Source organism: Skermanella sp. (assembly GCF_059503625.1).
In genome coordinates, this window is the sequence record NZ_JCACHA010000564.1 from 1 (window position 1) to 22,487 (window position 22,487).

Annotated in this window: 21 protein-coding genes; 4 read left to right on the plus strand and 17 right to left on the minus strand. The window is 65.6% G+C overall.

Annotation, left to right across the window (positions count from 1 at the left end; all coding sequences use genetic code 11):
• The 6 genes from AC5JJ6_RS12680 to purD form a co-directional block, all read right to left on the minus strand.
• Positions 1-191: hypothetical protein (locus tag AC5JJ6_RS12680; protein WP_496042383.1), on the minus strand; the 191-nt coding region annotated here is incomplete at its 3' end.
• A gap of 136 nt (positions 192-327) precedes the next feature.
• On the minus strand, positions 328-1,131 hold the full coding sequence (locus tag AC5JJ6_RS12685; protein WP_496042384.1) for an undecaprenyl-diphosphate phosphatase: 804 nt from the start codon (positions 1,129-1,131) through the stop codon (positions 328-330).
• Between the two features lie 61 nt (positions 1,132-1,192).
• Positions 1,193-1,597 (minus strand): GtrA family protein, encoded by a 405-nt coding sequence (locus AC5JJ6_RS12690; RefSeq protein ID WP_496042385.1) that lies wholly within the window; start codon positions 1,595-1,597, stop codon positions 1,193-1,195.
• Positions 1,594-2,682: a glycosyltransferase family 2 protein gene (locus tag AC5JJ6_RS12695; RefSeq protein WP_496042386.1), complete on the minus strand. Its 1,089-nt coding sequence runs from the start codon at positions 2,680-2,682 to the stop codon at positions 1,594-1,596. The genes AC5JJ6_RS12690 and AC5JJ6_RS12695 overlap by 4 nt, the downstream gene beginning before the upstream one ends.
• Positions 2,683-2,705: 23 nt before the next feature.
• Entirely contained in the window at positions 2,706-4,343 is a 1,638-nt protein-coding gene (locus AC5JJ6_RS12700; RefSeq protein ID WP_496042387.1) for a hypothetical protein, read from the minus strand.
• Between the two features lie 92 nt (positions 4,344-4,435).
• On the minus strand, positions 4,436-5,725 hold the full coding sequence (gene purD / locus AC5JJ6_RS12705; RefSeq protein WP_496042388.1) for a phosphoribosylamine--glycine ligase: 1,290 nt from the start codon (positions 5,723-5,725) through the stop codon (positions 4,436-4,438).
• Positions 5,726-5,805: 80 nt separating this feature from the next.
• Between purD and xseA the strand changes: the two genes are divergently transcribed.
• The gene (xseA, locus tag AC5JJ6_RS12710; RefSeq protein WP_496042389.1) at positions 5,806-7,383 is read left to right on the plus strand and encodes an exodeoxyribonuclease VII large subunit; all 1,578 of its coding nucleotides are present in this window, start codon (positions 5,806-5,808) and stop codon (positions 7,381-7,383) included.
• On the opposite strand, the gene AC5JJ6_RS12715 is transcribed toward xseA, so the two are convergent.
• The 9 genes from AC5JJ6_RS12715 to AC5JJ6_RS12755 form a co-directional block, all read right to left on the minus strand.
• Positions 7,380-8,270 (minus strand): LpxL/LpxP family acyltransferase, encoded by an 891-nt coding sequence (locus AC5JJ6_RS12715; RefSeq protein WP_496042390.1) that lies wholly within the window; start codon positions 8,268-8,270, stop codon positions 7,380-7,382. The two genes, xseA and AC5JJ6_RS12715, sit on opposite strands and share 4 nt — an antisense overlap.
• A gap of 139 nt (positions 8,271-8,409) precedes the next feature.
• Positions 8,410-9,303, minus strand: a complete 894-nt coding sequence (locus AC5JJ6_RS12720) for a lysophospholipid acyltransferase family protein (protein WP_496042391.1) — start codon at positions 9,301-9,303, stop codon at positions 8,410-8,412.
• Between the two features lie 5 nt (positions 9,304-9,308).
• Positions 9,309-10,298: a tetraacyldisaccharide 4'-kinase gene (lpxK, locus tag AC5JJ6_RS12725; RefSeq protein WP_496042392.1), complete on the minus strand. Its 990-nt coding sequence runs from the start codon at positions 10,296-10,298 to the stop codon at positions 9,309-9,311.
• Positions 10,295-11,578 (minus strand): 3-deoxy-D-manno-octulosonic acid transferase, encoded by a 1,284-nt coding sequence (locus AC5JJ6_RS12730; protein ID WP_496042393.1) that lies wholly within the window; start codon positions 11,576-11,578, stop codon positions 10,295-10,297. Before AC5JJ6_RS12730 ends, lpxK begins: the two co-directional genes overlap by 4 nt.
• A 119-nt stretch (positions 11,579-11,697) precedes the next feature.
• Positions 11,698-12,735, minus strand: coding sequence for a glycosyltransferase family 4 protein (locus tag AC5JJ6_RS12735; protein WP_496042394.1), 1,038 nt, complete (start codon positions 12,733-12,735; stop codon positions 11,698-11,700).
• Entirely contained in the window at positions 12,732-13,514 is a 783-nt protein-coding gene (locus AC5JJ6_RS12740; RefSeq protein WP_496042395.1) for a UDP-2,3-diacylglucosamine diphosphatase, read from the minus strand. The genes AC5JJ6_RS12735 and AC5JJ6_RS12740 overlap by 4 nt, the downstream gene beginning before the upstream one ends.
• 175 nt (positions 13,515-13,689) lie before the next feature.
• On the minus strand, positions 13,690-14,835 hold the full coding sequence (zapE, locus tag AC5JJ6_RS12745) for a cell division protein ZapE (RefSeq protein ID WP_496042396.1): 1,146 nt from the start codon (positions 14,833-14,835) through the stop codon (positions 13,690-13,692).
• Between the two features lie 115 nt (positions 14,836-14,950).
• Positions 14,951-16,297: a B12-binding domain-containing radical SAM protein gene (locus tag AC5JJ6_RS12750; RefSeq protein ID WP_496042397.1), complete on the minus strand. Its 1,347-nt coding sequence runs from the start codon at positions 16,295-16,297 to the stop codon at positions 14,951-14,953.
• Between the two features lie 103 nt (positions 16,298-16,400).
• Positions 16,401-17,462 carry an NAD-dependent epimerase/dehydratase family protein gene (locus tag AC5JJ6_RS12755; RefSeq protein WP_496042398.1) on the minus strand — a complete coding sequence of 354 codons (1,062 nt, stop codon included), beginning with the start codon at positions 17,460-17,462 and terminating at the stop codon, positions 16,401-16,403.
• A 173-nt stretch (positions 17,463-17,635) separates the two neighbouring features.
• On the opposite strand from AC5JJ6_RS12755, the gene AC5JJ6_RS12760 reads away from it, so the two are divergent.
• Both AC5JJ6_RS12760 and AC5JJ6_RS12765 read left to right on the plus strand, forming a co-directional pair.
• Positions 17,636-18,856, plus strand: coding sequence for a glycosyltransferase (locus tag AC5JJ6_RS12760; protein ID WP_496042399.1), 1,221 nt, complete (start codon positions 17,636-17,638; stop codon positions 18,854-18,856).
• Positions 18,857-18,923: 67 nt separating this feature from the next.
• Positions 18,924-19,994, plus strand: coding sequence for an NAD-dependent epimerase/dehydratase family protein (locus AC5JJ6_RS12765; protein ID WP_496042400.1), 1,071 nt, complete (start codon positions 18,924-18,926; stop codon positions 19,992-19,994).
• 41 nt (positions 19,995-20,035) lie between these two features.
• On the opposite strand, the gene AC5JJ6_RS12770 is transcribed toward AC5JJ6_RS12765, so the two are convergent.
• Together AC5JJ6_RS12770 and AC5JJ6_RS12775 are read right to left on the minus strand one after the other, a co-directional pair.
• Positions 20,036-20,662, minus strand: a complete 627-nt coding sequence (locus AC5JJ6_RS12770; RefSeq protein ID WP_496042401.1) for a class I SAM-dependent methyltransferase — start codon at positions 20,660-20,662, stop codon at positions 20,036-20,038.
• A gap of 82 nt (positions 20,663-20,744) precedes the next feature.
• Positions 20,745-21,599, minus strand: a complete 855-nt coding sequence (locus tag AC5JJ6_RS12775; RefSeq protein WP_496042402.1) for a tetratricopeptide repeat protein — start codon at positions 21,597-21,599, stop codon at positions 20,745-20,747.
• A 49-nt stretch (positions 21,600-21,648) separates the two neighbouring features.
• On the opposite strand from AC5JJ6_RS12775, the gene AC5JJ6_RS12780 reads away from it, so the two are divergent.
• A partial coding sequence (locus tag AC5JJ6_RS12780; RefSeq protein WP_496042403.1) for an SDR family oxidoreductase occupies positions 21,649-22,487 on the plus strand: 839 nt, incomplete at its 3' end.

The following is a 22,487-nucleotide window of genomic DNA, read 5'->3' on the forward strand; positions in this document are numbered from 1 at the left end:
CCCAGCTGGTCGATCAGCGCGTGGCCAAGCTCGTGGTACAGGATGAAGACGGTATTGCCGAGGACGAAGAGATCGGCTTCCTCCCGCTGCTCCTGCGTCAACTGACCGGCGCGGCCGGGTAGGGAAAGGCAAACCATGACGGCGGTGAACAACGCTACCAGACAGCCAAAGCCGCCCCGCACCCGCACCATCTCCGGACCTCCCCTGCCGGGGCAAGACGCCCCATACTCCGCGCGAAAGTATTACGGGGAGTTCCGGTTTTACTCAAGCCCTCTCCGAGGACGCGCGATATTACCATTCGCTATTATCGTCAAGGGTGTGGCGGCTTCAGCGCAGTGACAGGAACGCCAGCATGACCACGCCCAGGGCGATGCGGTACCAGCCGAACGGCGTGAAGCCGTAGCGCCCGACGAAGGCGACGAGGCCGCGGACCACCAGCAGACCGGCCACGAAGGCAGCGACGAACCCGATCGCGATGACCAGGGAGCCGTCGGAGGTCAGGGTGCTGTAGTTCTTGTAGGTATCGTAGACGACCGCGCCCAGCATCGTCGGGATCGCCAGGAAGAAGGAGAATTCGGCGGCCGTGCGCCGCTCCACGCCCATCAGCAGGGCGCCCAGGATCGTCGCGCCGGAGCGCGAGACGCCCGGTATCATCGCCAGCGTCTGGACGAAGCCGATGCCGAGCGCCAGCCGCGGCGAAAAATCTTCCACGGCGAAATGACGGGGATCGGGCAGGTTGCGCTCGATCCACAGGATCGCGATGCCGCCGGCGATCAGGGCCACGGACACGACATAGGGATTGAACAGCACGCTCTTGATGAAACCATGAGCAAACACGCCGATCACGGCGGCGGGCAGGAAGGCAAGCAGGATCGCCAGTACGAACCGGCGCGATTCCCGGCTGCTGGGAAGCGTGACGGCGATGTGCAGCAGCCGCTGGAAATAGACGACGCAGACGGCGAGGATCGCGCCCAGCTGGATCACCACTTCGAACAGCCGGCCCGGCGGTCCCTGGAACCCGATCAGGTCGCCCAGCAGGATCAGGTGCCCGGTCGACGAGACGGGGATGAATTCGGTCAAGCCTTCGACCACGCCCATCACCAGGGCGCTGATTAGAGTGCTTTCATCCATGTTCAAAAATACTCGTGTCAGGCTGCCGGGATGCGGTTACCGCCGGAGAAGGGACGGAACGTCATGCGCGGCGAAAGACCAGCTTCTTCGAAGCGGTGAAATTGAAGAAAAGGCCGGCGAGCGAACCGGCCGCCACCGCCAATGCCGGATGCGCCGTGAAGGGGTCGCCGGACGCGATCAGTGCCGCATAGACCGCGTAGTTGACGGCGCCCCCGAAGGCGTTGACGGCTACGAAGCGTGCCCATTGGTGGTGGATCTTGCCGGCATGATTGCCGCTGAAGGTAAACGCCCGGTTAAGCGCCCAGGTCGTCGATGCGGCCGCCAGATACGAGACGACGCGCGACGCGTACAGGCCCAGGCCGCTGATGTCGAGGCACAGGTACAGCACGGCGATGTCGACGCCGAGTCCGATCACCCCGACCAGGCCGAACTTGATCAGTTCGGCCGAAAACACGCGGCGGATCATAGTGCGGTTCCACCCCCGGTACCGCTACCGGATCCCGTTTCGACGCTGCGCGGACGACTGCCGGGAGCCGGTACCCGCAGATACTGCATCCGCTTGATCTCCCGCCGTCCGCGCGTCACCGTTTCAAGGATCAGGCCGCAGGTCAGGCTGAGGAAGGCCAGCAGCATCAGTCCGGTCGACAGCACCGCCGTCGGCAGACGGGGCACCAGGCCGGTCTGGAGGAAGGTGACCAGAACCGGCCAGGCCAGCACCAGGGCGATGAAGGCCATCACGCCCGACATGATGCTGAAGAACTGGAGCGGACGCTCCTCCTTCACCAGCACCAGGATCAGCTTCAGGATGCGGAAACCGTCGTAATAGGTCCTGAGCTTGCTGGCGGAGCCGGGTGGGCGGTCCTTGTAGGGCGTCTCGACGTCGGACATCGGCATCCGCAGTTCCAGCGCGTGGACGGTCAGCTCCGTCTCGATCTCGAACCCGCCGCTCAGGGCCGGGAAGCTCTTGACGAACCGGCGCGAGAAGACGCGGTAGCCGGACAGCATGTCGGCGACCCGGTTGCCGAAGATCTTCGCCACGATGCCGGTCAGCATCATGTTGCCGAACCGGTGGCCGGGACGATACGCCTCGACGATTTCCGTCACCCGCGCGCCGTTGACCATGTCGAGCTGTTCGGACACCAGCTTGGAGATCAGCAGCGGCGCGCTGGGAGCATGGTAGGTGTCGTCGCCGTCGACCAGGACATAGACGTCCGCCTCGATGTCCGCGAACATCCGGCGGACCACGTTGCCCTTGCCCTGGAGCGGTTCGGTCCGGACCGTGGCGCCGGCTTCGCGCGCCAGTTCGACCGTACGGTCCTTGGAGTTGTTGTCATAGACATAGATGCTGGCGCCGGGCAGCGTGGCGCGGAAGTCGCGCACGACCGACGCGATCGACGCTTCCTCGTTGTAGCACGGGATCAGGACGGCGATCTCGAGGCCTGACAGTTCGGCCGGAAGAGCGTCCGGAACATCGTTTGCGGCAATTCCGGCGCCGACCCGGTTCGTGTCCGGGACAAGGTCTTGGCGTGCGTCGGAGAATTGGTCTATCAAAAGTCACCTGATTTCGAAGTAAATCACTGAGGATCCGCCAGATTACGACGGACCGCGCAGAAGCTGTGCGGCTCACCGAGATTGTTGTGAAGGATCTGGCAGCTATCCCAGTCCAAGGTCAATCCATAGAACGCGGCGGCATCGGCCGCGATATCTGTATCGGGGACCGTGGCGATCATAAAGTAATCCCCGCGATGTTCCATCACCCTACGCCGAAGCACTTCCGAATACCCGTTGTCGGTCGAATCCGGCTGGACGAAATTGCTCTGCAACCTCACGAAGGGGATCCGAGGTGGAAAAGCCGGTATCAGGTGCCCGACCGGCTGATATCCCCCGATCAGCACCATCGTATGGTCCGGGTCCGGAATTGCGGGCATGTTGAACTCGACCACATGAGCAGTCCAGTCCGACCGTCCCCACGTTCCCCAGACGGTCGTCGCCTGAAGGGCGGCCAGGATCAGCGCAGCCGCGCCCCAATGGACTTTCCGGGAGAGCGGCAGCAATCCGAGGGCAAGCACGATGCCGAGCGGCGCCAGCATCTCGATCGGGACCGCATAGCGGTAGATGCAGAACATCCATGCCCAGGCGGCATAGGACAGCGCAATGGCGGTCAGCAGCCAGCGGGCAGGTCCTGGGGCGGAGGGAGCCGCGTCCCGGCTGCCAAAGCCGATCAGGCTCGCCAGGGCGGCTACCGGCAGGATCACATAGAGCGTCACGATCCGGAAATCGCGGAACACGATCTCGCCGACCAGTTCCGGATCGAGGCTGAACCGGAACGGCAGCGCCAGCCGGTCCAGCATCGTCTTGGGATGGTAATGCAGGTCCTTGTAGTCGCTGATGGCGCCCAGCGGAGATTTGAAGATGTGGTTGTAGTAGGGGTGGACGGGATTGCCGTGGGTTTCCCACAGGAACCACATCCAGTGCCCGGACAGCAGGGCGAACGATGCGACGATCCCCAATCCGCAGGCGAGGATCAGCAGGAACCGCTGTTTCACCGTTACGGGAACGACGGCGAAGGCGAAGCAGACGCCGATGCAGTAGATCACCGAAGGCTGTTTCAGCCCCATCGCGGTTCCGGCCAGCAGGCCGGCCAGGAATGCCGTTCCGAGAGCGGACGAGGCAGGCCCGTCCACGATCCGGTCCCAGCGATAAACCACCAGCAGCATGGCGCCGAAGACGCCCAGGCTGATCGTGTTGTCGTGAAAGGTGGTGCCGATCTGCGAGAGATTGCCGCCGCCGGCGACCCCGACCAATGCTATCGCCGCCGCCGCCCAGACCTTCGCCAGCGGGCGGTCGATCCGCAGGACGGCATGGGCCAGCGCGAACAGCAGGACGAAGTTGAGCGACTGGACGAAGGCCAGAATGCTGTAGGCGACCGGGGCCGGCACGGCATTGCCGAGCAGGAAGAACGGGACGTCCAGCGTCGGGTTGTAGAAGCTGGGCGTCTGGGCCGGGACGACATCGAAGAAGAAGCGGCCGTTCAGGAAACTGTACGGATTGTACCAGTGGTAGTTCCGCAGATCCCAATTGGCGTCCTGTCCCATCGCCAGATTGAGCAGGACCAGCCCGAGCGGAACCGCGACCGCCAGCGCCAGGGCAGTGAGCCTGACGGACGGGGCGGCTTGGCGGGCAGTCCGCCGGATCGGGATCGAGAGGGTCACGGCAACGGCATCGGCAAGCTGGGCCCGGTCGGGCGGTGAGCGTTGTTATCGCCCGACCACGGCTTAATCAAGGCGGCGCCCATCTGTTCCGGTCAGCTCCGGCCGATCGCCCGCCAGCCGATGTCGCGGCGGCAGAAGCCTTCCGGCCAGTGGATGCGGTCCACGGCTTCATAGGCGAGCGCCTGGGCGTCGCGGACCGTCGGCGCTATGGCGGTGACGCCGAGCACCCGGCCGCCGTCGGCCAGCACATGGCCGTCGGCCGACAGCACCGTGCCGGCATGGAAGATCGATACGTCCGGCAGGACGCCGGCTTCGTCCAGGCCCTGGATCTCCGTTCCCTTGCGGTAGTCGCCGGGATAGCCCCGGGCGGCCATGACGACGCACAGCGCCGAGTCGTCGTACCAGCGGAGCTGAAGGTTCTTCAGGACGCCGTCGCGCGATGCCACCAGCGCCGGCAGCACGTCGGACATCAGCCGCTTCATCAGCACCTGGGTCTCCGGATCGCCGAAGCGGGTGTTGTATTCGAGCAGCTTGGGCGCCGGGCCTTCCGGCGTTTCGACGATCATCAGCCCGGCGAACAGCACGCCCCTGAAGGGCCGTCCTTCCGCCGCCATGCCGCGCACGGTCGGCTCGATCATCTCGCGCATGACGCGGGCTTCCAGCGCCGGGGTCATCACGGGCGCCGGGGAATAGGCTCCCATGCCGCCGGTGTTGGGGCCGGTGTCGCCGTCGAAAGCGGCCTTGTGGTCCTGGGCGGAGACCAGCGGCAGGGCGGTGGTGCCGTCCACCAGGGCGAAGAAGCTGACTTCCTCGCCGTCCAGGAATTCCTCGATCACCAGCTCGGCCCCAGCCGAACCGAACCGGGCGTCGACCATGGCCTCGTCGACGGCAGCCAGCGCCTCCTCCACCGTGCGGGCGATGGTGACGCCCTTGCCGGCGGCCAGCCCATCGACCTTGACCACGATCGGAGCGCCGCGTTCACGGACGAACTCGCGGGCGGCTTCGGCGTCGGTGAAGCGGCCATAGGCAGCCGTCGGAATCCCGTACTTCGCGCAGAGGTCCTTCATGAAGCCCTTGGATCCTTCAAGGGCCGCGGCGGCTGCCGTCGGGCCGAAAGTCTTGATTCCGGCCGCTTCGAGCCGGTCCACCAGACCCAGCACCAGCGGCTGTTCGGGACCGACCACGACGAAGTCGATGGCGTTGGACGTGGCGAATCGCACGATACCGTCGAGATCGTCGGCCTTGATGGGCACGCATTCGGCCTCCCGGCCGATCCCGGCATTGCCGGGTGCGCAGTATAGCTTGTCGCAAAGAGGCGACGCGGCGATTGCCCAACATAGTGCGTGCTCGCGTCCGCCCGAGCCGACCACCAGAACCTTCATGAGACCCTAATCCCTTACGGACTTGTTGCCATGGCGCAGGCTTGTATCATGCCGACGCCATGACACAAGACCAACCCTTAATGGACCGGGATCCCCGGTCGGACCGTCCCGGAAGCAATCTTGCCGAACTCAGCGTGACCGAATTGTCGCGGGCGCTGAAGCGTACGGTCGAGAGCGCCTTCGGCTATGTGCGCGTACGCGGCGAGATATCGCAGCCTAAGCTCCATAGCTCCGGCCATCTTTACCTGCGCCTGAAGGACGAGACGTCGGTCATCGAATCGGTCTGCTGGCGCGGTTCCGTGTCGAAACTGTCGATCCGGGCCGAGGACGGGATGGAGGTCATCTGCACCGGCCGCCTGACCACGTTCCCCGGCCGCTCGCAGTACCAGCTCGTGATCGAGTCGATGGAACTGGCGGGCGAAGGCGCGCTGCTCAAGCTGCTGGAGGAGCGGAAGCGCCGTCTGGCCGCCGAAGGGCTGTTCGAACCGTCGCGCAAGCGGCCGCTGCCCTTCCTGCCGGCCGTCATCGGTGTCGTGACCTCACCGACCGGGGCGGTGATCCGCGACATCCTGCACCGGCTGGCCGACCGCTTCCCGCGTCACGTGCTGCTGTGGCCGGTCGCCGTGCAGGGTGAAAGCGCCGCTGCCCAGGTAGTCGCCGCGATCCGGGGGTTCAACGCTCTCAAGCCCGGCGGGACGGTGCCCCGTCCCGACCTGATCATCGTCGCGCGCGGCGGCGGCTCGCTGGAAGACCTGATGGCGTTCAACGAGGAAGCCGTCGTCCGCGCCGCCGCCGCCAGCGAGATCCCGCTGATCTCCGCCGTCGGCCACGAAACCGACACGACCCTGATCGACTTCGCCTCCGACCGACGGGCGCCGACTCCGACCGCCGCCGCCGAGATGGCGGTGCCCGTGCGGGCCGACCTGATAGCGCAGGTATTCGACTGCCAGCGCCGGCTTGCCGGTTCCGCCGGCCGGATGATCCAGGAGCGGCGCAACCATGTGGACGGCTTGGCGCGGGGCCTTGGCGACCCGCACAGCCTGCTGGAGGGCTGCATACAGCGGCTGGACGACCGCGCCGAACGGCTGGGCATGGCGATGACCGGCGCGCTGGACCGGCGGCGGACGCGGGTAGCCGAACTGGCGGCCAAGCTGCGCCACCCGCGCGAGGTGCTGACCGCAGCGCAGGGGCGGCTGCAATCGGAGGCCCGCGCGCTCGGCGCCGGTCTCCGGCAGGTCGTCGCGGCGGAAGAAGGCCGTCTGGGGCGGGTCGGCTCCCGCCTGACGCTGATGCCGATCCGCATCCGTGTCAGCGAGGGCGAGCGCCGACTGACCGATTTGGGCGAGCGGATGGATGCCGGCTACGTCCGGCTGCTGACCGAGCGGACCAGCCGCCTTCGCTCGGGTGCGGCCTTGCTGGAGAGCTATTCCTATCGCGGCATCCTGGAGCGCGGCTTCGCCCTGGTGACCGATCAGGACGAGCAGCGGATCACGTCGGCCGCCGATGCCAAGGCAGGTATGCCCGTCACCGTGGAGTTCCACGACGGCAAGGTCGATGCCATCGTCGGTCATGGCGGCGTGGCGCGGAAGGCGGAAGCGGGGGGAACAGGCAAGTCGCGCAAGGCCGGCCCGAAGGCAGGGCAGGGGGTTCTTTTCTAATCCGGCCAGCGCCGGTGCAGCCACAGCCACTGCTCCGGCCTCGCCCGTATCCACTTTTCCACCTGTAAGTTGACTTCGGCCATCATCTGACGGACTTCCAGGTCGCGATTACCGAGTTGCGGCAACTCGGCGGGCGGCATGACCGTCAGGCGGAAATGGGCACCGCCCAGACGCTCGGCGAAGGCGGGGATGACCGCGCATTTGTAGCGGTAGGCAAGTTGGCCGATCGCGGGCGCGGTCATGGCGTCGCGCCCGAAGAACGGCACCGGGATGCCATCGTTCATCTTCTGGTCGATCAGCATGCAGACGGTCCCGTTCTCGCGCAGGGCGGCCACGACTTTCCGTGCGCCATCGCGCCCCTTCGGAACCAGACGGCTGCCGATGACCGAGCGGGCGCGGTCGATCAGCCAGCTTACCGCCGGGTTGTTGGGCCGCCGATAGACTGCCGTGACCGGCAGACCGTTGCGGGAAGCGCCCAACAGCGCGACTTCCCAATTGCCGGTATGGGCGGAATAGAACAGCGCCGGCTTCTTGGAGGCGGCGATTTCCTGGGCGATTTCCGCGCCGACCACCTCCGTCCGTTTCCAGATCTCGTCTAGGTGCGGATATTCCGCCATGACACGGCCCAGATTGTCCCACATGCCGATCAGGATCTCTTTCCTGCGCGCTTCCGAGAGTTCCGGCATGGCGCGATCCAGGTTGCGCCGGGCCTTGCGCGACGTGCGCAGGCGCGGACCGATGGTCCGGCCGATCCAGCCGCCAAAGGCGGATGCGGTATCCAGCGGGAGCACCATGAAGATGCCGTAGATCAGATAAAGGAAGGCCGCTTCCAGTGGATATCCCACGTAACGGCGGCGGCGTCGGGCGAACTCGGTCTTTGTAGACATTCTTGTCGGCGGTTTGCACTTATCGGTGATCGGCTTTATCGGATATTGGGTGGGTCTGACCTTATGAAAAGGGTGAGCAGACCCGCTAGTGGCCCGGACAACAGTCCGCCGTCACGATCGGGTACCAATCCTGACCGGACTAATCCGGCCAGCGGCGGTGCAGCCACAGCCACTGCTCCGGCCGGGCTCGGACCCGGTCTTCTACCATCTGGTTGATGCGGATCATCAATGCCCGCACGTCGGCATTCCGGTCGCCCGAATCGATCAACTCCAGCGGAGGGGACACGGTCAGGCGGAAATGCGCGCCTTCGAGACGCTCGACGAAGACCGGCACGACCGCGCAGTCGTATTTGAAGGCGAGTTGGGCCAAGGCCGGAGCGGTCATGGCGTCGCGCCCGAAAAACGGGATGGGAATGCCATCGTTCATCTTCTGATCGATCATTATGCAGACGGCCCCCTTGTTCCGCAGGGTCGCCACGACTTCACGCGCCCCATCGCGGCCCTTGGGAACCATCCGGCTGCCGATCACCGAGCGCGCCTTGCTGATAAGCCAGCTTATGGCCGGATTGTTGGGCCTGCGATAGACCGCCGTAACGTGCAGGCCGTGGCGGGCGGCGCCCAGCAGACCGACTTCCCAATTGCCGGTATGGGCAGAAAAGAACAGCGTCGGCTTTTGCCGGAAGGCGGCGATTTCGTCAACGATCTCGCCGCCGATCATGTCGGTCCGGGTCCAGATCTGGTCCAGGTGCGGATATTCCGCCATGACGCGGCCCAGATTGTCCCACATGCCGGTTATGATCTCATCCCTGCGCTTCTCGGACAGTTCCGGCATGGCGCGATCCAGGTTGCGCCGGGCTTTGCGCGACGCGCGCAGGCGCGGGCCGATGGTCCGGCCGATCCATCCGCCGAAGGCGGAGGCCGTATCCAGCGGGAGGACTATGAAGATGCCATAGATCAGGTACAGGAATGCCGCTTCCAGCGGATACCCCACGTAGCGGCGGCGTCGCCGTGCGGATTGGCTTCTACTGGCCATGTGGTTTATCGGGCATTGGGCAGGCTGGACGTCATGTAAGGGGTAAGCAGGTGGCGGATCGCCGCCGGATCGTCCCAGGTGACCGAGACCGGCAGCACGTGGACCATCGCACGGGCGGCTTCCGACAGGCGGACGGCATCCTTGGCGGTCGTCACGGGAACGGCGCCCAGGCTGTCGGCGTATTCCACCAGGCGCATGATCTCGTCAGGGTCATAGGGGTGATGATCCGCGAACGCAAGCCGGCCGACCAGTTCGGCCCCCAGTTCCTCCAGCGTCGCGAAGAACTTGCCCGGACGTCCGATCCCCGCGAAAGCGACGATCCTGCGGCCCCGCAGCGCGTCCGCGACGTTCCGGGCGGGGGTAAGGCGTGCCGACAGCACGGGAAGCCGTCCGGCAACCAGCGCCCCGATGCCCGCATCGTCCCTGCCCAGCACCACCACGGCATCCGCGCGGGCCATTCCGGCGTCCACCGGCTCCCTCAGCGGACCGGCGGGAATGACGTGCCCGTTGCCGAAGCCGGCCCCGCCGTCGACCACCAGGATCGACAGGTCCTTCGCCAGACGCGGGTTCTGGAAACCGTCGTCCATGACCACCGTCTCGGCTCCGGCTGCGGTGGCGGCCTTCGCTCCCGCGATCCGGTCGCGGGCGACCCAGGTCGGGCGGGACGCGGCGAGCAGCAGCGCCTCGTCGCCGACATCGGCCGAATCATGCTTGGTCCTGTCCACCAGGAGGGGACCCCGTTCGCGGCCGCCGTAGCCGCGCGTCAGGAAATGGACGCGGCGGGCTTTCAGCACCTCGGCCACTGCCAGCGCCACGGGTGTCTTGCCGGCGCCGCCGGCGACCAGATTGCCGACGCAGATCACCGGTACTCCCGGATGCACCGGCTTTGCCGTCGCCAGCCGCGCGCGTCCGAGCGCCGCGAACAGCGAGCCGGCGGGGCTGAGCAGCCGCGCGGCATTTCCCGGCGGAGCGTACCAGAACGCTGGGGCCTTCATGGCGACGCCGCTATTCCGGCCTCGGCCAGGGTCGGCGCCAGGGCGTCGAGCACCGCGTCGACCACGCGCCGGTTGCGCTCCGCCACCTCGCGGGCGGCGTTCCCCAGCCGCGACCGCTCCGCGCCATCGGTCAGGAGGCGTCCGACGGCTTGCTTCAAGCCGGCGGCGTCCGCGACGCGCAGCGCCGCGGAGCCGGCTTCCAGCTGGGCGGCCACCTCCGAGAAGTTGGTCATATGGGGGCCGTAGATCACGGCGCAGCCGAACTGGGCCGGCTCGACCGGGTTGTGGCCCCCGATCGGGGCCAGCGATCCGCCCACGCAGACGACGGGAGCGAGCCGGAAAAACAGTCCCAGCTCGCCCATCGTGTCGGCGACATAGGCTTCGTGGTCCATGGCGGGCAATCGGTGGGCCGAACGTCGCGCCGCCTTCAACCCGCGCCCGCCGAGCATCTCCATGACCTCGCCGCCGCGTTCCGGGTGGCGCGGGACGATGACGGTCAGCAGGCCGGGCAGGACGGAGCGGAGTTCGGCATGGACATCGGCGGCGATGGCTTCCTCGCCCGGATGGCTGCTGGCGAGCAGCCAGACCGGCCGGTTGCCGAAGGCTTCGCGCATTTCAGCCAGCGCCCGGTCGTCGGCGGGCAGGGGTTCCGCCGAGAACTTCAGGTTGCCGAGGCAGCGGACGTCGGTCGCACCCAGCCGGCGCAGGCGGTCGGCTTCCGTCTCAGTCTGGGTCAGGCACAGGCGGAAGACCTTCAGCAGCGGACCGATGAAGCCCGGTACCCGAGACCATTTTCGGAACGATCCGGCGGACATCCGGGCATTGACCAGCGCCGAGGGGATCTTTCGCCGTCCGATCTCGTGCAGCAGGTTCGGCCAGATCTCGGACTCGATCCACAGCGCCATGTCGGGCTGCCAGTGATCGAGGAACCGGCGCACCCAGGGCATCCGGTCCACCGGCACGTAATGGTGCAGGGCGCGCGGCGGCAGGCGCTTCGCCATCAACTCGGCCGAGGTCACGGTACCTGTCGTGATCAGCACGGACAGGTCCGGGTAACGGTCGATCAGGCGGTTGATCAGGATCAGGACGGAAAGCGATTCGCCGACGCTGGCGGCATGGAACCACACCAGCCGTCCGGACGGACGCGGGCATGACGCCAGCCCAAGGCGCTCCAGGCGGCGTACCGGGTCTTCCTTGCCTGCGGCACGGCGGCGGGCCAGATACAACCGTATCGCAGGCCCGCCGATTTCCGTCAGCCCGCGATAGATCGTCTGAAGCATTTAGAACGGTGACCAGTCCCGGCGTGAAAAAAGCCGCGCACCTTACCACGATAGTCGAAGAGGGCTAAGGCTTTTCGAGCGCCGGTCGGAGACAAAGCCCGGACAAGCGCCGGCTATCCTCATACAGCCCGGAGATAGCCGGCGTTTTGGCTTAAAGGCCTGAGGTTGCTGAGGAACTGCTCGGCCGATGCGCGCCAGGAATATGTCAGCGCATGCTCGCGGCAGCGCTCCGGCGGGATCTTCAGGGCCGATGCGATCGCGATGCCCAGGTCTTCGTCCATGCATCCGACCGGAGCGGCGCCCTCCGGCACCTCCAGCACGTCGAGCGGACCGGGGACCGGATACGCCGCGACCGGTACTCCCGATGCCAATGCTTCCAGCAGCACCAGACCGAAGGTGTCTGTTCTGGACGGAAAGACGAAGACGTCCGCCGCGGCGTAATAGGCCGCCAGTTCTTCGCCGTGCCGCGCGCCCTCGAACTTCACGTCCCCGTAGCGCCGCCGGTATTCCTCCATCTGGGGACCGTCGCCGACGACGACCTTGGTGCCGGGTATATCCAGCTTGAGGAACGCTTCCAGGTTCTTCTCGACGGCGACGCGGCCGACATACAGGGAAACCGGCCGGGGATAATCGAGGAACGACTTGTCGCGCGGACGGAACAGACCGGTGTCGACGCCGCGCGACCAGCGGCGGATGTTGCGGAAACCCTTGGCGGTCAGCGCATCTTCGATCGACTTCGTAGCAACCATGACGGCGAAGGCCGGCGCGTGGAAGCGGCGGACCAGGGCGTAGCTGAGCGCCAGCGGGATCGGCGCGCGGTCGCGGACATATTCCGGAAAGCGGGTGTGATAGGCGGTCGTAAAGGGGATATCGTGCTTCAGGCACCATGATCGGGCGGCGAAACCCAAGGGTCCTTCGGTCGCGATGTGGATGGCGCCGGGATCGGCCGCTTCGATCAGGTCCGCCATCTTGCGTCCGGCCCCGACCGCCAGCCGGATTTCCGGATATGTCGGCATGGCGACGGTACGGAAGCGGTCGGGACCGATGATCTCGACGGAATGGCCGAGCTTGACAAGCTCGTCCCGGACGGTGGCGAGGGTCCTGACGACGCCGTTGACCTGCGGGTACCAGGCGTCCGATACGATCAGGATCTTCACGCTGCGGCCCTGACCGGCAGCGATCGACGTGAAGCCGCCCAGTCGACGATCTGCAGCTCGCCGCTCGCCAGTTCGACCAGCGCCGTGCAGGATTCGACCCAATCGCCGTCGTTGCAATAGAGGACCCCTTCCATCGGACGTATTTCAGCGCTGTGAATATGTCCGCAGATGACTCCATCGACCTCGCGACGGCGAGCCTCGTCGGCCAGCGCCTTCTCGTAATCTCCGATGTACTCGACGGCATTCTTGACGCGGTGCTTCAGATAGGCCGACAGGGACCAGTATGTGAAGCCCAGCTTTCGGCGCACATGGTTGAACCATGTATTGACCATTAGCAATCCGGTGTAAGCCTTGTCACCCAGATGGGCGGCCCATTTGGCGTATTGGACGACCACATCGAACTGGTCGCCATGGATCACCAGGAAGCGGCGGCCGTCGGCGGTGGTATGGATGGCGTCCTGCAGGATCGTGATGCCGCCGAACAGCATACCGATGAAGTCGCGGAAGCTTTCGTCGTGGTTGCCGGGGATGTAAAAGATTTTGGTGCCCTTCCGCGACCGGCGGAGCAGCTTCTGGACCACGTCGTTATGGGACTGCGGCCAGTACCAGCTCCGCTTCAGACGCCAGCCGTCGACGATGTCGCCTACCAGATACAGATATTCGGACTCGTGGCACCGCAGGAAGTCCAGCAGCAGGTCCGCCTGACACCCGCGCGTTCCCAGATGAACATCGGAGATCCAGATGCTGCGGACATGCCGCACGCCGTCCATGGCTTGCATACGCCAGCTCCTGCGGGAATTTCGGAACTGACGCGGGTATACAGTTGAAAATCGGAAGATGGCAACGATTGCGATGCCGTCTATTTAAATGTTCTTATTGGTGTAAGATTAAGTACTCAATGACGACGCTTTTTCTTCACTAATCCCTTGGCAAAGGCAGGCTGCCGCCTGTCTTTCACGTCAGATGTTCCGCCTCCAGGTAGTCTTCCGCCTGCATCTCCATCAGCCGGCTGACGGTTCGCTGGAACTCGAAGGCATGCAGGCCCTCGTTGTAGATGTTCTCTGGCGGGCATTGAGCGGAGATGATGGTCTTCACCTTGTGTTCGTACAGGGCGTCGATCAGCGTCATGAAGCGCTTGGCCTCGTTGCGCTGGGCTTCCTTCATCTTCGGCACGCGGTCGATGATGACCGTGTGGAAATGGGTGGCGATCGCCAGATAGTCGCCGGCGCCCAGGGGACGGGCGCAGAGTTCGTGGAAGGAGAACCAGGCGACTCCCCGCGCGGCCTTCGGCACTTCGACCTTGCGGCCCTGGGCGGTCAGGGTACAGCGGGTGCTGGGGCTGCCCCCTGTCAGCGTCTCGAACAGGTCGTGCAGCGCCCGTTCCGTCGCCGGGCCATGGGGGCAGTAATAGACCTGCGAGCCTTTCAGCCGGTCCCTGCGGTAGTCGGTCGGGCCGGAAAGCTCGACGATGTCGACCTTTTCTTTAAGCAGCCTGATGAAAGGCAGGAACAGGTCGCGCTGGAGCCCGTCCTTGTAGAGGTCGTCGGGCGGCCAGTTGGATGTCGCGACCACCACGACGCCGAGGTCGAACAGGGCGGTGAACAGCCGGCCCAGGATCATGGCGTCCGCGATATCGGTGACGTGGAACTCGTCGAAGCAGAGCAGCCACGCTTCGTCGGCGATGGCGCGGGCGAGGTCGGGGATGGATTCGTCGCCGGTCTTCTTCCCGCCTCCGTCAGCTTCAGCTTCCTTGGCCGCTTGGCGGTGCTGGTGCAGCCGTTCATGCACTTCGATCATGAAGGCATGGAAATGGACCCGGCGCCTGTTCTCCACCGGCGCCGTCTCGTAGAACAGGTCCATCAGCATCGACTTGCCGCGCCCGACATCGCCGAAGATGTACAGGCCCTGCGGAGCGGGGTCCGGGCGGCGGGTAAGGCCGAAGCGCGCCCGCCAGCCGACCTTGCCCATGGCGGGTCTGTACTCCCGCAATGCCTGGAACAGCGACTGCAACCGCTCCGCCGCGTATTCCTGCGCGGCGTCGGCTTTCAGGGTGCCGGTGCCCCGGCGGGAACGGTAGAGCGCTAAAGGTCCGTTTGGCATGGCGGGGCGGTGACAGACATCAAGGGATGCGGGATCGACCCGTATTCCTTAGCGGAAACACCCGGCCAGCGAAAGCGGTGAGACGACGCGGCTCCCCTGCGGCTTTATCTGCCGTTCAGGAATTGGCGAGGGTGAACGCCAGTTCCCGCCACTTCTTGGCGCCATCGGATTCCAGCACGTAGTTGTCGTCGGCCACGGCGCCGGGGAAAGCCTTCTGGACCTTCTCCTCTTCCAGGTTGGACAGCGGCGTTCCTTCGATCGCGGCGCAGCCGGATTCCTGCCACGTGTCCAGCGGCAAGGAGGCTACGAAGCGCTTGGTGTCCATCATCTGCTCGTGCGTCTCGCCCGGCAGGCCGTAGGTGAAGGTGCCGTGGACGGTCATGCCCAGGCGCTTGATCTCGTGGACGGCCCTGGTCGCGTATTCCAGGTCCAGGTGCTTGTTGACGATGTTGTCCACGACCCACTGGTTGCCGGATTCGAATCCCAGCTTGACGCCGTAGCAGCCGGAGTCGCGCATGACCTTCCAGCTTTCCATGCGGGACGTGTCGGCGCGGCACATGGCCGACCACGGCAAGCCGATCTTCTTCATCACCTCCGACATCTTCAGCACGTGGCTGTTGCCGATGTTGAAGGTGTCGTCATCGAAATAGATCGAGCTGTAGCCGTACTTGCCGGTCAGTTCGGACAGGAAGGCTTCCATGTATTCGGGCGTGTAGTGGCGCACCGACCGCTTGCCCGTGCCGTCCGGATCGTTGCCGGTCATGGTCGCCGGCCAGACGCAGAAGATGCACTTGAAGGGGCAGCCCCGGCTCGACCAGACCTGGGCGTGGGGAGCGGACTGGCCGCGCGGGTTGTCGTCCCAGTAACGATGCGCGATGACCTCGTCATAGTAGGGGAAGGGCGCGCCGTTCATTTCCTCCAGGGTCAGGAGGTCGTGCTCGATGATGCCTTCCTCGCCCTCCAGGACCCGCACGGAACCCTTCTCGTACTCGCCCTTGATGACCGCGTGGACCGGGAAGTTCTCCATGATCTCCTTGGCCTTGGAGGAGATCGGGCCGGTTACGACGATGCGGGCCTCCGGCACCACCTTCTTGATCGCGAAGATGATCTGGCCGTCATGCTCCCAGCTCGGCGAGGCCGATTCGATGAAGATGTAGCGGTAGTTCGCTTCGCGCAGATGGTTGAAGTATGTCGCATAGCTCTCGCGCAGCGCCAGGCTGTCGCGCATCACCACCTCGGCGCCGGTCGCCCGCGCCGCGTAGGTGGTGGCGTATCCCATGAAGAACGGGTAGGGCAGGTAGCCGCCGAAGATGAAGTTGTCCGGGGTCGAATGGGTATGGATCGTGTGCGGCCAGCGCGACCCCGCACGGATGCCGGCCAGGCACATGTCATGCGAAGCCCCATTGTCGTTGATCGTGAATTGCTCGAGCCACCAGGGCGGGTTGCTGAACAGAACTTTCATGGGGCTTCTCCTCCTGCGGCAAGTCGTCGCTCTGCCGGACCGCCGAAGCGTAGTTCGCAACCGATAAGGAACCGTTAATCCTGTTGACGCGGAAAGGAGGCGTTCAGCGCAAGATTGGCTGAAGCTCGCCGGCATGGGCTTCCAGCCAGCCGAAGATGTCGTCCACGATCTTTTCCACGCCGTGCGAAGGCCGCCATCCCGTCGCCGCCGTCACCTCGGCGTTGTCGGTGACGTACCAGGGTATATCGGCGGCCCGCGTCTCGGGGTCGCTGCCGAGTGTGGCGACGCGCTGGCAGCGCCGAACGCACAGCTGCGTCAGTTCCGCCAGCGAGACGCTGACCCCAGCGCCGCCGCCGACGTTGTAGGTCCGGCCGGCATGCTGGCCGATATCGCCGACCTGGATGCGGACGAGGTCGTAGAGGTCGGCGACGTGAAGGACGTCCCGCACCTGAGCGCCGGTGCCGCCGAAACCCATGTAGGAGAGGCCGCCGCCGAACAGGTGGCGGGCCGCCCACAGCACCATGAAGCCCTGATCGACCTTGCCCATCTGCCACGGCCCGGTCAGCACGCCGCACCGGTTGACGACGGCGCGCAAGCCGTACATCGCGCCATATTCCTCGATCATCAGTTCCGACGCCAGCTTCGTGGCGCCATAGATCGAGCGGCTGCCGGCCATGGGAAAACCCGTGCCGATCCCGTCGGCGGACCAGCCGGGACCCGCCGCCCCCTCGTCCAGCGCCAGGCGGGAGCCGGCGGCGTTCAGGGGCAGGGCGCGAAGCCCGGCAATTGGATAGACGCGGCTGGTGGACAGGAAAACCAATGAGCCGCCACAGCGGCGCACGGCTTCCAGGCAATTGATGGTCCCGGTCAGGTTGGTGTTGATCACATAGGCCGGCGAAGCGCCGTAGCCGGCATGGACCGAAGGTTCGGCCGAGCACTCGATCATCAGGTCGAAATCGCCGGCCTCGGCAAGATCCTCGGCGTTGCGGACGTCGCCGTGGCGGAACTCGACTCCGGCTTCTCGCAGCCTCGGCAAGGCGAGTTCGCTGCCCCGCCGGCGCAGGTTGTCGAATGCCACGACAGCCGCGTCCGGATTGTCGCGCTTGAAGAAGGACGCCAGGTTCGACCCGACAAAACCCGCTCCGCCAGTTACCAGAATCCGCATCGCGCCACCAGAGGTAATCCTAATAGTGTAGAAAGGCGCAAGTCGAGGCAGCGGTCAAGCTGGAAATCGAAGTGTAGGGTCCGAATGGCCGGCATGCTGGGGTAAGTGTTCTTTAACCAAATCGTGCCGAAGTGTCCTGCCGGATTGTCATAACTCCAATTGGATAGCCGATCGTGCAGGATGTAAGTTTCTCGCAAGCGCAGATCAAAGGTATCCGCCGGGCGGACGTCATCTTCGTGGCAGCCGATGGCTTTACTTTGGCGCCCAGCAGGATCCGCGCCTACACCTTCGCCAAGGCGTGCCGCGAGCGCGGACTCAATGCCGAAGTGCTGTCCTTCTTCGACCATCTGGGCGCACCGGGACAGGGGTCGGCAGCCTACAGGATGGACGAGCAGACCAAGCTTCGCATCGCCGCTTTGGGCGCCGACATCCTCAAGGTCAATCCGACCGCGATCTTCTACATGCAGAAGGTCTCGTATCACAGCCTGTCCGTCGCGATCGCGGCCGGCGCGAACGGCAATCCGGTCGTGCTGGACTATGACGACTTCGATTTCCAGTCGCATTTCCTGCCGCGCATCTCGCGGTTCTTCCCCGGCGTCGGCCCTTTCCCGGCCACGGCCGATATGGCGAAGAACTCCGAGCTGTGCATCTGTTCGAGCCGCCGGCTTATCGAGATCATGAAGCAGTTCAACGAGAACTGCGAGCTGATCCCGACCGGCACCGACCTGTCGGTGTTCAACGCATCGCTGAGGGAGCAGGCCCGGCCGGAGCGGCAGCCCGGCGATCCGGTGGAGCTGATCTGGCTGGGCGATCTGTGGGGACCCCAGATCGTATCCGACGTGATGATGGCGGTGGATGCCTTCGCGGCGCTGCCGTCGTCGATCCGCGATCTCGCGCGCCTGACGATCATCGGGTTCGGCGACGCTTGGGGAGAGTTCAAGCATGTCATCGGCACCAAGTATGCCCATCTCGGCAATCTCGTGCTTCGCGAGCGGATCGACCCGGCCGACGCGCCCGCCTTGCTCGCCGGCTGCGATATCGGCCTGCTCCCGCTGTCCGACAGCCCGTTCAACCACTGCAAGAGCCCGACCAAGATGTTCGAATACATGGCCATGAAGGTGGCCGTGCTCGGGACTCCGGTCGGCGAGGTCGAGCATATCATCCGCGACGGCGAGAGCGGCATGCTGGCCCAGGATATCGCCGGCTACATGCGGCGGATGGGTACGCTGATCCTTGACGCCGGACTGCGCCGGTCGATCGCGGAGCGCGCCTACGGGGAGGTGGTGAAGAGCTACCATCTCGGCCCCATGGGAGACAGGCTGGTCGAACTGCTGACGCAGGTGCGCGACGGCCCGCGCCGCCAGGGACTGGAGCAGCTGGTGGCCGAGGATTAACCAAAACTTTGCGAAAGCGGGTTTGTAATCGCCCGTATCCCCTCGAGCTGCTCAAGGAATCGCGGTCATGTCGATTGTCATCGTAACCGGGTCCGCCGGCCTGATCGGTGCGGAGGCCGTGCGCTTCTTCACCGGTAAAGGCATGGACGTCGTCGGCATCGACAACGACATGCGGCAATATTTCTTCGGCGAGGGCGCCAGCACCAGATGGGCTTGCGAGCGGCTGTGCCGCGATTTCCCGTCGTACCGGCATGAACCGGTGGATATCCGGGACGCCGCCGCGATCGACGCCATCTTCCAGCGCTACGGCAAGGACATCGCGGCGGTGATCCACACGGCGGCGCAGCCGTCCCACGACTGGGCCGCGCGCGAGCCGGTGACCGATTTCACCACCAATGCCAACGGTACCCTCAACCTGCTGGAAGCGACGCGCCGCTTCGCCGAGGGGGCCGTGTTCATCTTCACCAGCACCAACAAGGTCTATGGCGACACCCCCAACGCCCTGCCGCTGGTCGAGCTGGAAACCCGCTGGGAGCTGTCGCCCGACCATCCCTGGGCCGCCCACGGCATCCCCGAAGCCATGAGCATCGACCAGACCCTGCACAGCCTGTTCGGAGCCTCCAAGGTCGCGGCCGACGTGCTGGTGCAGGAATACGGCCGCTACTTCGGCATGAAGACAGCCGTCTTCCGGGGCGGTTGCCTGACCGGTCCCGGCCATTCCGGGGCCGAACTCCACGGCTTCCTGTCGTACCTGATGAAATGCGCGGTCAGCGGCAACCGCTACACGGTGTTCGGCTACAAGGGCAAGCAGGTCCGCGACAACATCCATTCCCACGACCTGGTGTCGGCGTTCTGGGAGGTTTTCCAGGCGCCGCGCTCGGGTGCCGTCTACAACATGGGCGGCGGCCGGTTCTCCAACTGCTCCATGCTGGAGGCGATCCGGATCTGCGAGGAACTGGCGGGCCGGCCGATGAATGTCGGCTATCAGGACGGCAACCGCGTCGGCGACCATATCTGGTGGATCAGCGACATCCGGGCATTCCAGCGCGATTATCCGGACTGGCGCCAGCAATACGACCTGCGCCGGATCATGGAAGACATCTTCGAGGGCTGCCGCGAGCGCGAGCCGGCAGTCTAGGAACGAGCCGCCGGCAGGGGCAGGGCAGGGGTGGGAGCGGGTTATCCGGGAATGCGCTGGAAAGCCATCAGGTTGTGCTTGGCGTTCAGGAAGCGGAACCACTTCGGCAGTTCGGTGATCAGGCGGGTCGGACCTTGCCAGTCCGGCACGTCGTCGAACACGATGTAGCCGCCGGGCGCCACGAAGGGCGACCAGAACTCGAAATCGCGGCGGACCGCTTCATAGTTATGGTCGGCATCGATGAACAGCAGGCCGATCTGCCGGTCCCCCGGCCACCCCCGGGCGGCTTCGACTGTTGGCGAGCGCACCGGTTCGACCTGATCGGCCAAGCCGGCGCTCATGATGTTGCCCCAGAACTCGTTGAACAGGTCGTCCGGTCCGTACTCCGCAAGCAGGCTCTGGTGTTCCGGCTCGTGCGGGGTGCCTTGCCAGGTGTCGACCGCATGGACTTGGCCTTCGCCGCGATCCAATATGCCTGCCGCCAGCCAGATCGTCGACCGGCCGCGCCATGAGCCGAGTTCGACCACGGTCGGTACCGGGGCGATGAAGCGGGCGAACTGGTAGAGCAGGGCGCCGGCATGTTCGTTGATGAAACCGTGGACCGACTGGGCTGCCTGCGCCACTTCGCGCAGCCGTCCGTTCAAGGCCTCTTGATAGTCGGCTTCCATCAGGGCGATCCTCTTTGCTGTTCGCCCGTCCGGTGTAGCCTCCGGATTCACCAGAATTCGTTAAACTGCGACAGCTTCCGGCTTATTTGGCGACCTGTCCGGTCTGAAGCCGCTTGAGGTTGTCGGAAGCGGCGCGGGCATTGGCGGTGTCGGGATCGACTTTGGTCACCAACTGCCAGTCGGCCCGCGCTCCGTCCTGATTGCCGCCCGCCGCCCGCAGGTTGCCGCGCAGCAGCAGCGCTTCGGGATTGGAAGGCTCCAGCGCCAGCGCGCGCTGGACATCCTCCATCGCCTTGTCCTGCTTGCCCAGAGACCGGTAGGCGCCGGCCCGGTAGACATACGGTTCGGCACTGTTCGGCGCGATCGCGATGGCCCGGTTCAAGTCTTCCACCGCATCCTGGTAGCGCTGGGCTTCCGCCCGGGCAAAGGCGCGGTCGATCAGCAGTTCGGGGTCCTGGGGAGTGCGTTCCAGCGCCGCTCCGTAGGCACGCTCGGCCCGGTCGGAATTGCCGGCGCGCAGCCATGCCCAGCCGGCGCGGGCGAACAGGCTGGCCGCTCCCTCCGCCGTGTTGGACCCCAGCGTCGGGACGAGGTCTTCCAGCCGCGTCGCCGCGGCCTGGAACTGACCCTGGTGGAACAGCGCCATCGCCTGACACAGCCGGGCCATGTCGCCGCCGCCACGGTCCTCCCAGGTCAGGGCGCTGTCGAACGCGGCGTCCGGCGCCCGCTCGGCAAGCTTGAGGCAGGCGGTCGACTCCCTCGCATGGTTGACCGCCTCCCGGTCGGCGGGGGCCGCCTGGGGCTGGGGATTGGCCGGGTGCTTGCGGTCGGCGGCTCCGGCGGTTCCGGCCGCGAGCAGCGAGAGGGCAAGGGCCGCCGGAATAAGGGCCGCCGGAATGGAGCGGGCGAAAGCCCGGTGGACATTGTTTCTGGTCATGGTGGCTCCTAAATTCGGCCCTGAAGTTCCCGAGCGCAAGGCCAACATCATGCAGCCATCATCCGTGCCCCGTCTGTTCTGCTTCGGGCTCGGCTTCAGCCCTCTGGCCTTCGTCGATCTGGTCGGTCCCGAAGGCTGGCGCATTGCCGGAACCACGCGTGGCCCGGAGAAGGCGGCGGCGTTACGAGCCAAGGGCATCGAGACTTTCCTGTTCGACCGGGTACGTCCGCTCGACGATGCCAACGCGGCGCTGGCGGGAACGACCCATCTGCTGACCGCAGTACCCCCCGATGCGGAGGGCGACCCCGTGCTGGACCACCACGGCGGCGACATCGCGGCGCTGATGCCCGGTCTCCAGTGGGTCGGCTATCTCTCGACCACCGGAGTATACGGCGATCACGACGGCGCTTGGGTCGATGAAACGACGCCCCTCCAACCCACGGGGCGGCGGCAGAAGCAGCGGGCGGCAGCCGAGGACGCCTGGCTGGCCCTGTGGCGCCAGCGCGGCGTTCCCGTCCACCTTTTCCGCCTTGCCGGTATCTACGGTCCTGGCCGGAGCGCCTTCGACGCGGTGCGCTCCGGCACGGCGCGCCGAATCGACAAGCCGGGGCAGGTCTTCAGCCGCATCCATGTCGAGGACATCGCGCGCGTCCTGCGGGCCTCGGTCGAGAAACCCGATCCGGGTGCGGCCTACAACCTGTGCGACGACAACCCGGTAGCCGGCCACGAGGTTACGGCCTATGCCTGCGAGTTGCTGGGCGTCGAGCCTCCTCCCCTGGTGCCGTTCGAGCAGGCCGAGCTGTCGCCGATGGCGGCCAGCTTCTATGCCGACAACAAGAAAGTCCGCAACGACCGCATCAAGTCGGATCTGGGAGTGACCCTGAAATA

Excerpts from the sequence above, each read along its gene's own strand:
- AC5JJ6_RS12720 (WP_496042391.1), bottom strand. The coding sequence starts at position 9,303 with ATGGCCAGTAGAAGCCAATCCGCACGGCGACGCCGCCGCTACGTGGGG.
- AC5JJ6_RS12690 (WP_496042385.1), bottom strand. The coding sequence starts at position 1,597 with ATGATCCGCCGCGTGTTTTCGGCCGAACTGATCAAGTTCGGCCTGGTC.
- AC5JJ6_RS12730 (WP_496042393.1), bottom strand. The coding sequence starts at position 11,578 with ATGCTTCAGACGATCTATCGCGGGCTGACGGAAATCGGCGGGCCTGCG.
- AC5JJ6_RS12740 (WP_496042395.1), bottom strand. The coding sequence starts at position 13,514 with ATGCAAGCCATGGACGGCGTGCGGCATGTCCGCAGCATCTGGATCTCC.
- AC5JJ6_RS12770 (WP_496042401.1), bottom strand. The coding sequence starts at position 20,662 with ATGGAAGCCGACTATCAAGAGGCCTTGAACGGACGGCTGCGCGAAGTG.
- AC5JJ6_RS12750 (WP_496042397.1), bottom strand. The coding sequence starts at position 16,297 with ATGAAAGTTCTGTTCAGCAACCCGCCCTGGTGGCTCGAGCAATTCACG.
- AC5JJ6_RS12715 (WP_496042390.1), bottom strand. The coding sequence starts at position 8,270 with ATGTCTACAAAGACCGAGTTCGCCCGACGCCGCCGCCGTTACGTGGGA.
- AC5JJ6_RS12765 (WP_496042400.1), top strand. The coding sequence starts at position 18,924 with ATGTCGATTGTCATCGTAACCGGGTCCGCCGGCCTGATCGGTGCGGAG.
- purD (WP_496042388.1), bottom strand. The coding sequence starts at position 5,725 with ATGAAGGTTCTGGTGGTCGGCTCGGGCGGACGCGAGCACGCACTATGT.
- AC5JJ6_RS12685 (WP_496042384.1), bottom strand. The coding sequence starts at position 1,131 with ATGGATGAAAGCACTCTAATCAGCGCCCTGGTGATGGGCGTGGTCGAA.
- AC5JJ6_RS12775 (WP_496042402.1), bottom strand. The coding sequence starts at position 21,599 with ATGACCAGAAACAATGTCCACCGGGCTTTCGCCCGCTCCATTCCGGCG.
- zapE (WP_496042396.1), bottom strand. The coding sequence starts at position 14,835 with ATGCCAAACGGACCTTTAGCGCTCTACCGTTCCCGCCGGGGCACCGGC.
- lpxK (WP_496042392.1), bottom strand. The coding sequence starts at position 10,298 with ATGAAGGCCCCAGCGTTCTGGTACGCTCCGCCGGGAAATGCCGCGCGG.
- xseA (WP_496042389.1), top strand. The coding sequence starts at position 5,806 with ATGGACCGGGATCCCCGGTCGGACCGTCCCGGAAGCAATCTTGCCGAA.
- AC5JJ6_RS12755 (WP_496042398.1), bottom strand. The coding sequence starts at position 17,462 with ATGCGGATTCTGGTAACTGGCGGAGCGGGTTTTGTCGGGTCGAACCTG.